Here is a 12,568-nt window from a genome sequence, read left to right as displayed (position 1 = left end):
AGGGCGGTGCATCTGCGCGCACGCGCCTGGGCATTGGCTGAGCTTGCCATTCCCGCACCGGCGGGATTGCACCGCAGCGACGCCGCACATACTGAAACCGACGCCCGGCGACGAAGCACTGCCACACTCATCCTTTATAGGCGTTGACGACAGGATTCGCCGCGCCATCGCGCCCGTCATCGTGAGCACGCCATGGCCCGGAGCCCGCCAGGCAGACGCGAAAGCGGCGCAGCGAAGCCCGCATGTCTATCCGCGACCGGTTTGACGTTTTCGGCAATACCCCAGTCGTTTTTACGCGATAGCGCCCAAAGTCCCAGGGATATGCTCCCCCCAAAGCGCCGACAGTCGATTCGGCGCAGAAGAACCCAAGGGGACAGCCTGATGAGCCCAGCCGAATTGCACGCCGACAGCATCGTCATCGACGGTCTGATCATTGCCAAATGGAACCGCGAACTGTTCGAAGACATGCGCAAGGGTGGCCTGACCGCCGCCAACTGCACCGTGTCCGTGTGGGAGGGTTTCCAGGCCACCGTCAACAGCATCGCCGCCAGCAGCAAGCTGATCCGCGAGAACAGCGACCTGGTGATGCCGGTACGCACCACCGCCGACATCCGCAAGGCCAAGGAACTGGGCAAGACCGGCATCCTCTTCGGCTTCCAGAATGCCCATGCCTTCGAAGACCAGATCGGCTACGTGGAGGTGTTCAAGCAGCTCGGCGTCGGCATCGTGCAGATGTGCTACAACACCCAGAACCTGGTCGGCACCGGCTGCTACGAGCGTGACGGCGGCCTGTCCGGGTTCGGCCGCGAGATCGTCGCCGAGATGAACCGCGTCGGCATCATGTGCGACCTGTCGCACGTCGGCTCCAAGACCAGCGAGGAGGTCATCCTCGAATCGAAGAAGCCGGTCACCTACTCCCACTGCCTGCCGTCCGGCCTGAAGGAGCACCCGCGCAACAAGTCCGACGAAGAGCTGAAGTTCATCGCCGACCACGGCGGCTTCGTCGGCGTGACCATGTTCGCGCCGTTCCTGGCCAAGGGCATCGACTCGACCATCGACGACTACGCCGAAGCCATCGAGTACGTGATGAACATCGTCGGCGAAGACGCCATCGGCATCGGCACCGACTTCACTCAGGGCCACGGCCAGGACTTCTTCGAGTACCTGACCCACGACAAGGGCTACGCCCGTCGCCTGACCAACTTCGGCAAGATCATCAACCCGCTGGGCATCCGCACCGTGGGCGAATTCCCCAACCTCACCGAGACCCTGCTGGGGCGCGGCCATTCCGAGCGCGTGGTGCGCAAGATCATGGGCGAGAACTGGGTACGCGTTCTGGCTGATGTCTGGGGCGAGTAAGCCCTCCACGATAATCAATCGACTGCATCTCGTAGGGTGGATGAAGCTTCTTTCATCCACCAACCCCGCACGCGGCGGGCTTAACGCTGCGGTGGATGGATGAAGCGCCATCCACCCTACCTACAACCTGATTCCGGAGTTGCCAACATGTCCACCCACGCCCCCGAAATGCCCATCCTGGTCGACGACGAAACCGGCGTCTGGACCACCGACGCGCTGCCGATGCTGTATGTGCCGCGCCACTTCTTCGTCAACAACCACATGGGCATCGAGGAAGTGCTCGGCGCCGACAAGTACGCCGAGATCCTCTACAAGGCCGGCTACAAGTCCGCGTGGCACTGGTGCGAGAAGGAAGCCGAGTGCCACGGCATCGAAGGCGCGGCGGTGTTCGAACACTACATGAAGCGCCTGTCGCAGCGCGGCTGGGGCCTGTTCGAAACGCAGAAGCTGGATCTGGAGACCGGCTACGCCGAGGTCAAGCTCAAGCATTCGGCCTTCGTCTACGTGTACGGCAAGGTGAACCGCAAGGTCGACTACATGTTCACCGGCTGGTTCTCCGGCGCCATCGACCAGATCCTGGCCGCCAAGGGCAGCCCGATCCGCACCGTCACCGTGCAGGAATACAGCGGCTCCGAAGAAGGCCATGACGACGGGCTGTTCATCACCCGGCCACTCTGAGTCACCCATAAGAAATCCGCGAGAGGGCCTCAGCCGCGACGGCAGCCCTCTAGCGGAACCGCTACAGCGCTTACCGTGAGGATGCCGTAATGGCCTTCGAAGCAATGTTCCAGCCGATCCAGATCGGCAAGCTCACCATCCGCAACCGCGTGCTCTCCACCGCGCATGCCGAGGTCTACGCCACCGATGGCGGCATGACCACCGAGCGCTACGTCAAATACTACGAAGAGAAGGCCAAGGGCGGCATCGGCCTGGCCATCTGCGGCGGCTCCTCGGTGGTGGCCATCGACAGCCCGCAGGAATGGTGGAGCTCGGTGAACCTGTCCACCGACCGCATCATCCCGCACTTCCAGAATCTCGCCGACGCCATGCACAAGCACGGCGCCAAGATCATGATCCAGATTACCCACATGGGTCGTCGCTCGCGCTGGGACGGCTTCAACTGGCCGACCCTGATGTCGCCGTCCGGCGTGCGTGAGCCGGTGCACCGCGCCACCTGCAAGACCATCGAGGTCGAGGAAATCTGGCGCGTGATCGGCAACTACGCGCAGGCCGCACGCCGCGCCAAGGAAGGCGGCCTGGATGGCGTCGAGCTGTCCGCCGTGCACCAGCACATGATCGACCAGTTCTGGTCGCCGCGGGTGAACAAGCGTACCGACGAATGGGGCGGCAGCTTCGAGGGGCGCATGAAGTTCGGCCTGGAAGTGCTCAAGGCCGTGCGCGCCGAGGTCGGTGACGACTTCTGCGTGGGCATGCGCATCTGCGGCGATGAATTCCACCCGGACGGCCTGTCCCACGAGGACATGAAGCAGATCGCCGCCTACTACGACGCCACCGGCATGATCGACTTCATCGGCGTGGTCGGCTCGGGCTGCGACACCCACAACACCCTGGCCAACGTCATCCCCAACATGAGCTACCCGCCGGAGCCCTTCCTGCACCTGGCGGCCGGGATCAAGGAAGTGGTCAAGGTGCCGGTGCTGCACGCGCAGAACATCAAGGACCCGAACCAGGCCACGCGCATCCTCGAGGGCGGTTATGTCGACATGGTCGGCATGACCCGCGCGCACATCGCCGACCCGCACCTGATCGCCAAGATCAAGATGGGCCAGGTCGACCAGATCAAGCAGTGCGTCGGCGCCAACTACTGCATCGACCGCCAGTACCAGGGCCTGGACGTGCTGTGCATCCAGAACGCCGCGACCAGCCGTGAATACATGGGCGTGCCGCACATCATCGAGAAAACCACCGGGCCCAAGCGCAAGGTGGTGGTCGTCGGTGGCGGCCCGGCCGGCATGGAAGCGGCGCGCGTCGCCGCCGAGCGCGGCCACGACGTGACCCTGTTCGAGAAGCAGGACCAGTTGGGCGGGCAGATCACCCTGGCAGCCAAGGCGCCGCAGCGTGACCAGATCGCCGGCATCACCCGCTGGTACCAGCTGGAACTGGCGCGCCTGGGCATCGACCTGCGCCTGAGCACTCCGGCGGACGAGGCGACCATTCTCGACCTGCGCCCGGATGTCGTGCTGCTGGCCAACGGCGGCCACTCCTTCCTCGAGCAGAACGAACACTGGGGCGCCGCCGAAGGGCTGGTGGTGAGCAGCTGGGACGTGCTGGCAGGCAAGGTCGCACCGGGCAAGAACGTGCTGGTGTACGACACCATCTGCGAATTCACCGGCATGTCGGTGGCCGACTTCCTCGCCGACAAGGGTGCGCAGGTCGAGATCGTCACCGACGACATCAAGCCGGGCGTGGCCATGGGCGGTACCACCTTCCCCACCTACTACCGCAGCCTGTATCCGAAGGAAGTCATCATGACCGGTGACATGATGCTGGAGAAGGTCTACCGCGAGGGTGACAAGCTGGTGGCGGTACTCGAGAACGAGTACACCGGCCAGAAAGAGGAACGCGTGATCGACCAGGTGGTGGTGGAGAACGGCGTGCGTCCGGACGAAGGCCTCTACTACGCGCTCAAGGAAGGCTCGCGCAACAAGGGCCAGATCGACGTCGAGGCGCTGTTCGCGATCAAGCCGCAGCCCTGCCTCTCCGAGCCGGGCGACGGCTATCTGCTGTTCCGCATCGGCGACTGCGTCGCGCAGCGTAACGTGCACGCGGCGATCTACGACGCCCTGCGGCTCTGTAAAGACTTTTAAGCAGCCTCCTGTAGGAGCCGGCTTGCCGGCGACAGACGATGACGTGACTGCGTTGCTCGCGCGTCCGAATCGCTGGCCAGCCAGCTCCTACAAGACCCTTGCGGGAGCTTCACCATGCTTGGCACTCTACTTCCCATCCTGCTCTTCGCCGCCCTCGGCCTCGCCGTGCTGGGCGCGCTGAAGCGCTTCTTCATGTGGCGCCGTGGCCGGCCGGCCAAGGTCGACTGGATCGGCGGCCTGCTGCAGATGCCGCGCCGCTACCTGGTCGATCTGCACCATGTGGTCGAACGCGACAAGTACATGTCCAGGACCCACGTCGCCACCGCCGGCGGCTTCGTCCTGGCAGCCGTGCTGGCCATCCTCGTGCACGGTTTCGGCCTGCACAACCGCATCCTCGGCTTCGCCCTGCTGGCGGCCACCGTGCTGATGTTCAGCGGCGCCCTGTTCGTCGCCAAGCGTCGTCTGGACCCGCCGTCGCGCCTGTCGAAAGGCCCATGGATGCGTTTGCCGAAGAGCCTGCTGATGTTCGCGGCCAGCTTCTTCATCGCCACCCTGCCGGTGGCCGGCATTCTCCCCGCCGGTTTCGGTGGCTGGGTTCTGGCCATCCTCCTTGCCGTTGGCGTGGCCTGGGGCGTGTCCGAGCTGTTCTTCGGCATGACCTGGGGCGGGCCGATGAAACATGCCTTCGCCGGTGCCCTGCACCTGGCCTGGCACCGCCGCGCCGAGCGTTTCGGTGGTGGCCGCTCCAGCGGCCTGAAAGCGCTGGACCTGAACGACCCAAAAGCACCGCTGGGGGTGGAAAAGCCCAGCGATTTCACCTGGAACCAGCTGCTTGGCTTCGACGCCTGCGTGCAGTGCGGCAAGTGCGAGGCCATGTGCCCGGCCTTCGCCGCCGGCCAGCCGCTGAATCCGAAGAAGCTGATCCAGGACATGGTCATCGGCCTGGCGGGCGGCAACGACGCCAAGTTCGCCGGCAGCCCCTACCCCGGTAAACCGCTCGGTGAACACAGCGGCGGCCCGCACCAGCCGATCGTCTCGCTGCACGGCAAGGCGCTGGTCGATGCCGAAACGCTGTGGTCGTGCACCACCTGCCGCGCCTGCGTCGAGGAATGCCCGATGATGATCGAGCACGTCGACGCCATCGTCGACATGCGTCGCCACCTGACCCTGGAGAAAGGCGCCACGCCGAACAAGGGTGCCGAGGTGCTGGACAACCTGATCGCCACCGACAACCCCGGCGGTTTCAACCCGGGCGGCCGCCTGAACTGGGCCGCCGACCTGAACCTGCCACTGCTCGCCGACAAGGGCGAGACCGACGTGCTGTTCTGGGTCGGTGACGGCGCCTTCGACATGCGCAACCAGCGCACCCTGCGCGCCTTCGTGAAGATCCTCAAGACCGCCGGTGTCGACTTCGCCGTGCTCGGCCTGGAAGAACGCGACAGCGGTGACGTGGCCCGTCGCCTGGGTGACGAGGCGACCTTCCAGCACCTGGCCAAGCGCAATATCGCGACCATGGCCAAGTACCGCTTCAAGCGCATCGTCAGCTGCGACCCGCACAGTTTCCACGTACTGAAGAACGAGTACGGCGCGCTCGGCGGCAACTACCAGGTGCTGCACCACAGCACCTTCATCGACGAGCTGGTGCGCAATGGCTCGCTCAACCTCGGGCAGAGCAAGGCCGCCAGCGTCACCTACCATGACCCCTGCTACCTGGGCCGCTACAACGGCGAGTACGAAGCGCCGCGCGCGGTGCTCAGGGCCATCGGCATCGAGGTCAGGGAGATGGAACGTTCGGGCTTCCGTTCGCGCTGCTGCGGCGGCGGTGGTGGCGCGCCGATCACCGACATCCCCGGCAAGCAACGTATCCCCGACATGCGCATGGTCGACATCAGGGAAACCGGCGCCGAACTGGTCGCCGTCGGCTGCCCGCAGTGCACGGCGATGCTCGAAGGCGTGGTCGCCCCACGCCCGGAAATCAAGGACATCGCCGAACTGGTCGCCGAGGTGCTGATCGAGCCCACCGAAGTGCCGGCCAAGCGCCCGAACGCCCTGCGTGCAGCCGCGGAGGTGCAGTGATGAACGCGAGCGACGCAGGGCGGGGGCAACCCGTCAGCACCTGTCCGGCGGGTTGCACCCGCCCTACGCACAGCCTGGAGGCCATGCAATGAGCGACATCATCCGCCGCGACCCACGCGCCGAGTGGATCGCCCGCAACCGCCTGCATCCGCTGCATGCGTCGATGCAGAAGGCCGAGACCAGCTGGATGGGCCCCAACGGCATCATCCGCAAGAACCCGCACGCGCTGGCGGCCGGCTTCATCGGCCCGGCCGGCATCAAGCGCATCGACCGCAGCGGCGCCCAGCAGGGCACCAGTGGCAAACGACAGAGCGCCAGCGTGGAGGTGCAGCTGCCGCTGCACGTGGTCGAGCAACCGGCCTACCACATCGTGGTGGTGCCCGACATGGTCGGCGGCCGCCTCTCCAGCCACGACAAGGACCTGCTCGGCCTGGCCCACAAGCTGGCGGCCGATGGCGGTGCAGTGGTCGCCGTGCTGTTCGGTGACGACAAGGAAAGCGCCTTCGATACCGCCGGCGTGGACCGCATCCTGCGCATCGCCGGCGACACCTTCGACGGCTATGCGCCGGAGGCCCGTGTGCTCGCCCTCAGCGCCGTCGAGGCGCAACTGGCGCCGCGCCACTGGTTGCTGCCCGACAGCCGCACCGGCGGTGGCGAGCTGGGCCGACGCCTGGCCGCCAAGCTCGGCGAGCGGCCGGCCACCCGCGTCTGGCAGGTAGCTGGCGAACAGGTGACCGGCCGTGCCGGCAGCGGCCAGCAGGACCTGCAGCGCGCGCTGCCCCGGCTGCTGCTGGCCGCCGCCGAATGCGCCGAGCCGGTCAGCGAAACGCGTCATGAGGCGCGCCCGCTGGAGCTCAGCAGCAAGATCGCGCAGAGCCTGCCACGCATCGAGGACCTCGGTTCCGTCGCCGTCGACCCGGCGCAGATTCCCATGGCCGAGTCCGAGTTCATCCTCTCCGGCGGCAACGGCGTGAAGGACTGGGAACTGTTCCACCAGGCCGCAGTTGCCCTGGGCGCCACCGAAGGCGCCTCGCGCGTGGCGGTGGACGACGGTTTCATGCCGCGCAACCGCCAGGTCGGCGCCACCGGCACCTGGGTTACCGCCCGCGTGTACGTTGCGGTGGGGATCTCCGGCGCCATCCAGCACCTGCAGGGCATCGGCGCCTGCGACAAGGTGGTGGCGGTGAACATGGACCCCGGCTGCGACATGATCAAACGTGCCGACCTCTCGGTGATCGGCGACTCGGCGCTGATCCTCCAGGCGCTGATCGAACGTGTCGCCGCCTGGCGCCAGGAGGGCAAGCGCGATGCAGCCTGAAACCTGCGTAGCCCGGATGCAATCCGCAGCCCTCACAACCCATCCCCGGAGTGCATCCGGGCCAAGGGGGAGCCATGCCTGATCTGAATATCGTCGCCCTGGTTTCGGTTGGCGCACACCCGACCTCGGGACGGGCGCGCCGCGCCGAACAGGACGCCCGCGCGGTGGAACTCGGCCTGCGCCTGGCCGGACAGAATCTGCAACTGCTGCATGCCGGCGACCCACAGGCCGAAGCGCTGCGCGGCTACCTGGGCATGGGCCTGGAGCAGCTCGACGTCCTCGAACAGACCGAGGGCGCCGACGCCCTGCCGTTGCTGGTCGACTACCTGCAAGGCAGCCGTACCCAGCTGGTCCTGACCGGCAGCCAGGCGGAAACCGGCGAGGGGTCGGGCATGCTGCCGTTCCTGCTCGCCGAGCACCTGGGCTGGCCGATGGTGGTCGGCCTGGCCGAAGTGGAGAAGGTCGAGAATGGCGTGGCGCAGGTACTGCAAGCCCTGCCCCGTGGCCAGCGGCGACGCCTCAAGGTCCGCCTGCCATGCGTCGCCAGCGTCGACAACGCCGCCCCCGTGGCGCGGCAGAGTGCCTTCGGCCCGGCCCGACGCGGCCTGATCGAGGCGCATGAAGTCGCGGTGGTGGACGACCCGCTGCTGGCCGCAGCCAGCCTGCAACCGGCCAGGCCGCGCCCGAAGCGGCTCAAGGTGATCAAGGCCAAGACCGGTGCCGAACGGATGAAGGCCGCGACGGCCAAGGCCAGTGGCGGCGGCGGTCAGGTGCTCAAGGATGTCTCGCCACAGGAAGGCGCAGAGGCTATCTTCAAGCTATTGATCGAAGAAGGCGTACTGCGCTAGCAGGCGGCTGAACGACGACCTGCGCTGCCAAGAGGAGCCACGACCATGATGCATGCCGACCTGATCGACCAGGAAGACTTCCGCGAACACCTGATCGCCCTGGGCCTGAACATCCCCCCGGGCGCCTCGCCGGAGCAGGCCTGCGAGCTGGCCGTCAGCGGGCTCAGCGCCGAGCGCGCCATCGCCCTGCGGCGCCTGGTGGAAGAACTGCTGGGCGGCAGCGCCACCCTGCTGCCCAACGTGCGCGAGGCCATCAGCCGGCATCTGCTGCCGGCGCTGGTGCCCAAGCCCAGCTGAGCGCTGCAGCAAAGCTGCCTCCCAGCAGACTCCTGCTGCGTGGGAGGGGCAAAAAAAGGGGCGCCACTGGCGCCCCTTTTTCTTTGCCGCGCAGTCAGATGCGCACGCTGGCGAAGGTCGACTCGCCCTGGGCTCGGTTCAGCGCCAGCACGGCACTGGAGTTGACCTGCTGATCGGGGATCGGCAGCAGCACCACCAGGTTGTTGCCCTGCTGACCCGCGCGCTCGTCACGCGGCGGAATACCGAAGTACTCGCGGTAGCACTTGGAAAAGTGCGGGGTGGAGACGAAGCCGCAGACCGAGGCGACCTCGATGATCGACATGCTGGTCTGCTTGAGCAGCTGGCGTGCGCGAATCAGGCGCAGCTTGAGGTAGTAACGCGACGGCGAGCAGTGCAGGTATTTCTGGAACAGGCGCTCCAGCTGGCGCCGGGAGATGTCGACGAAGCAGGCCAGTTCGTCGAGGTCGATCGGCTCCTCCAGGTTGGCTTCCATCAAGGCGACGATTTCCTGCAGCTTCGGCTGGTTGCTGCCCAGCATGTGCTTGAGCGGCACGCGCTGATGATCCTGTTCGTTGCGAATGCGTTCGTAGATGAACATCTCGGAGATGCCGGCGGCCAGTTCACGACCATGCTGCTGGCCGATCAGGTGCAGCATCATGTCCATCGGCGCGGTACCGCCGGAGCTGGTGTGACGATTGCGATCGATGGAGAACAGGCGCGTGGTGATGGCCGCACGCGGGAAGGCTTCCTGCATCGACGCCAGGCATTCCCAGTGCACACTGCAGTCATAGCCATCGAGCAGGCCGGCCTTCGCCAGCGCCCAGCTGCCGGTGCACACCGCACCGAGCTGCCGGCCCTGGCGCGCCTGCAGCTGCAGCCAGCTGACGTGCTCGCGCTTGACGCTGTGCTGGATGTCCACACCGCCGCAGACGATCACCGCATCCAGCGCCGGCGCGTTGTGCATGGCCGTGTCCGGGGTGATCTGCAGGCCGTCGCTGGCGCTGACCGGCTGACCGTCGTGGGTCAGGGTGTGCCAGCGGAACAGTTCCTTGCCGGAAAGCTGGTTGGCCATGCGCAGCGGTTCCACCGCCGAGGCGAGGGAAATCAGGGTGAAGTTGTCCAGAAGCAGGAAGCCGATGGACTGAGAAACGCGATTCTGGGGTTGTCCCCCCTGGCCTAACTGCGACATCGATGAACACCTCACGCCAAGCACGGTATGAACCCCGCTCGAGGAGGGGCTCTCTTCTAGTTCTGCCGCCGATCAAGGGACCCGCGCAGCTATGCAAATTCACGCAAAGGCCATGCCTAAATTGATTACGCGTTCAAAAATAAATCGCGCGCGACGCACACCGCGAAAATGCCGGCTCAGACGGCCTGGAAAGAGGCGACCCAGGCACGCGCAAAGCCAAGAGGGCAGAGGGTTTGAGCATTTCGGTAGCACTCGTCTGACAACGTGCTACGGGGCGCCGTTCGCGCAGTAACGCTCGCCCGGTAACAGCCGTGACCGACCGGTCATTTTGCATGATCCTCACGCCCGTATCGGCCGCACCAAAATCTCGCGAAAGAGGGCCATCTGGGGCGACTTTGCACCAGCAAGGATCAGCACGCGCCGGCACATCTGAACGCACCTCTCGAAGCCCCGCGAGGCCGCGCGCGTGACGCCTGTGCAACGCGAACAGCGTCGACCCGAGGCGCACCGGAATCCGGCTGCACATCTGCTCGCCGCACGCTGCCCATGATCGGGTTTTCACCATCCGCATCACGCCTGACACCGACCCCGGCATGCCCGAGCGCGGCGCCGCGGCAGGCGCACCGGCCACGTCTCGATTCGGCATGCGGAGGTCGTTTTTCAGGCGGCCCGGCGGCCTGTCTCTTGCTACGAAATAGCCCGCACGCGCTGCACCGCAAGAGGATCTACCCATCTCTGGCCACCCCGCACACAGGACTGCTCATGAACAGACTTAGCCCGCTGCTGCTCGCCACCACCCTGCTCTGCTCCGCCACGCTGCAAGCCGCCGAAGATGCACGCTGCGAGCTGGTACGCCTGAGCGATGTCGGCTGGACCGATATCACCATGACCACCGCGGTGGCCCGTCTGGTACTCGGTGAGATCGGCTATCGCACGCAGGTGCAGCGCATGTCCCTGCCCGATACCTATCGCAGCCTGTCGGAAGGTCAGCTGGATGTGTTCCTCGGTAACTGGATGCCGGCACAGGCCGACCTGGTCCAGAACCACCTCGACAGCGGCAAGATCGAAAAACTGCACACCAACCTGCCGACGGTGCGTTACACCCTGGCCGTGCTGACGCCAGGCTACGAGGCCGGACTGAAGGATTTCGCCGACATCCACCGCTTCAAGGACCAGCTCGGCGGGCAGATCTTCGGGATCGAGCCCGGTAACGAGGGCAACGAGATGGTCAAGGGAATGATCCGCGACAACACCTTCGGCCTTGCCGGTTTCACCCTGGTGGAGTCCAGCGAGAGCGGCATGCTCAACCATGTCGAGCGCGCCCAGCGCCTGGACAAGTGGGCGGTCTTCCTCGGCTGGGAACCGCACCCCATGAACGAGCGTCTGAAAATGAACTACCTGGCAGGCGGTGACGACTTCTTCGGCGCCAACTACGGTGCCGCCCAGGTCAATACCGTGGCCCGGGGCGACTTCAGCCGGCAATGCCCCAACCTGGCGCGACTGTTTCGCAACATGACCTTCACCATCTCGGCGGAGAACCACCTGATGAGTGCGGTACTGGAAGGCAATACCAACCGCCGGCGCGTAGCCAAGCAATGGATCGAGGAGAACCCGCAGATAGTGGCCAGCTGGCTCGAAGGCGTCACCCGCTACCAGGGCGGGCCGATTACCACCGCCTTTGACACGCCTTTGGCCTCCAGCAACTGAAAAACGGCGAAAAGACGAGAATAAGCGATAAAAATCACTCATCTTCCAAGAACACAAGAAAACCCAGGCACCTTCGCCGACGCGTTCCTGCGCAGCGCGGTTCCGCGGCCCGGGTGACTCCCGAGTCAGCTCGAACCGATAGCCGTTTTCACTCGCCACGGGGTGGGCGAATGCACCTTTCTGTAAATTTTTTTCAACATCGCCACAGCCCCCGCGATACGCTGCCTGAGCCACTCTGGAAGGGCAAGAACCACGCCCGGCGCGGCTTCCAGCCTTGGCCAAGGGGTAAAAAAGTCTGTTAAGGTTTTTAAGGCACGCGCTCGAAACCGTCTCCCGGCACCTGCCCGGAAACGGTTCGAGAGCGCATCGAGCAGTGGAATCGGGAGCCCGGAAAACGTCAGAACGACGGGAATGCACACCACGTGATGGGGTATGTCGTCGCCCAACACGTCAGGGTCGCAAATCGACAATTGCGCAGACCCCAAGACTATATCGTTGAGTCAGCCGATGACGTCGCTGCCGCATCTCAAGAGAGAGCGGCAGACCGGGGCCCTCCGCCCCGGACCGAAGAACAGAACAAGCGCTGGCCCCCCGCAATTGGGCGCCAGCCCAACAAGAAATTTCGGATGTACGCATGCGCCAGGATGGCGCATGAAATCCCAAGGGAATGGGCTTCGAAACACTGCCAGAGGGTTTGGAAAGCGGTTTGCAGCACGGCAAGACAGTGGTCACTCATCAACAGGTCGCGACGACGCAGCGGGCAGTTCCTGCCAACGGCCGCGTGCGTTGCGGTGTGCCCGAGTGTCACCAACCCGGCCAGCAGCGAAACGCCCACCAGCCTCGACACTTCAGCAAACACCCACACAGGTATCAGAGACCTGACACAGCTGACCTACGCTTCGACGACGCGTGCTCGGCCGTGCCAGCGTGACCTGAATATCGCTTG

Annotated in this window: 9 protein-coding genes; 8 read left to right on the top strand and 1 reads right to left on the bottom strand. The window is 65.3% G+C overall.

Going from position 1 to position 12,568, the window contains the following annotated elements; translation table 11 throughout:
* Positions 1–381: 381 nt before the first annotated feature.
* The 7 genes from JLK41_RS02345 to JLK41_RS02315 all read left to right on the top strand — a co-directional run bounded on the left by JLK41_RS02345 (position 382) and on the right by JLK41_RS02315 (position 8,726).
* Positions 382–1,359, top strand: coding sequence for a dipeptidase (locus JLK41_RS02345; RefSeq protein ID WP_037049964.1), 978 nt, complete (start codon positions 382–384; stop codon positions 1,357–1,359).
* A 147-nt stretch (positions 1,360–1,506) separates the two neighbouring features.
* Positions 1,507–2,037 carry a DUF5943 domain-containing protein gene (locus tag JLK41_RS02340; protein ID WP_037049967.1) on the top strand — a complete coding sequence of 177 codons (531 nt, stop codon included), beginning with the start codon at positions 1,507–1,509 and terminating at the stop codon, positions 2,035–2,037.
* 89 nt (positions 2,038–2,126) lie between these two features.
* Positions 2,127–4,187 carry a dimethylglycine demethylation protein DgcA gene (gene dgcA, locus JLK41_RS02335; protein WP_037049972.1) on the top strand — a complete coding sequence of 687 codons (2,061 nt, stop codon included), beginning with the start codon at positions 2,127–2,129 and terminating at the stop codon, positions 4,185–4,187.
* Between the two features lie 114 nt (positions 4,188–4,301).
* Entirely contained in the window at positions 4,302–6,263 is a 1,962-nt protein-coding gene (dgcB, locus tag JLK41_RS02330) for a (Fe-S)-binding protein (protein ID WP_210390258.1), read from the top strand.
* 88 nt (positions 6,264–6,351) lie between these two features.
* Positions 6,352–7,581, top strand: coding sequence for an electron transfer flavoprotein subunit alpha (etfA, locus tag JLK41_RS02325; RefSeq protein ID WP_037049978.1), 1,230 nt, complete (start codon positions 6,352–6,354; stop codon positions 7,579–7,581).
* Between the two features lie 74 nt (positions 7,582–7,655).
* Complete coding sequence (etfB, locus tag JLK41_RS02320) at positions 7,656–8,429, top strand: electron transfer flavoprotein subunit beta (RefSeq protein WP_037049981.1); 774 nt, start codon at positions 7,656–7,658, stop codon at positions 8,427–8,429.
* Positions 8,430–8,474: 45 nt separating this feature from the next.
* Positions 8,475–8,726, top strand: coding sequence for a hypothetical protein (locus tag JLK41_RS02315; RefSeq protein WP_037049983.1), 252 nt, complete (start codon positions 8,475–8,477; stop codon positions 8,724–8,726).
* 94 nt (positions 8,727–8,820) lie between these two features.
* Here JLK41_RS02315 and gbdR read toward each other — a convergent pair whose 3' ends face one another.
* Positions 8,821–9,915, bottom strand: a complete 1,095-nt coding sequence (gbdR, locus tag JLK41_RS02310; protein ID WP_037049985.1) for a choline metabolism transcriptional regulator GbdR — start codon at positions 9,913–9,915, stop codon at positions 8,821–8,823.
* Between the two features lie 762 nt (positions 9,916–10,677).
* On the opposite strand from gbdR, the gene JLK41_RS02305 reads away from it, so the two are divergent.
* Positions 10,678–11,622: an ABC transporter substrate-binding protein gene (locus JLK41_RS02305; RefSeq protein ID WP_134676142.1), complete on the top strand. Its 945-nt coding sequence runs from the start codon at positions 10,678–10,680 to the stop codon at positions 11,620–11,622.
* The last annotated feature ends 946 nt before the right edge of the window (positions 11,623–12,568 follow it).

The organism is Ectopseudomonas khazarica, assembly GCF_017915135.1.
Classification (GTDB): Bacteria; Pseudomonadota; Gammaproteobacteria; order Pseudomonadales; family Pseudomonadaceae; genus Aquipseudomonas; species Aquipseudomonas khazarica.
This window is presented reverse-complemented; position numbering and strand designations above follow the sequence as displayed.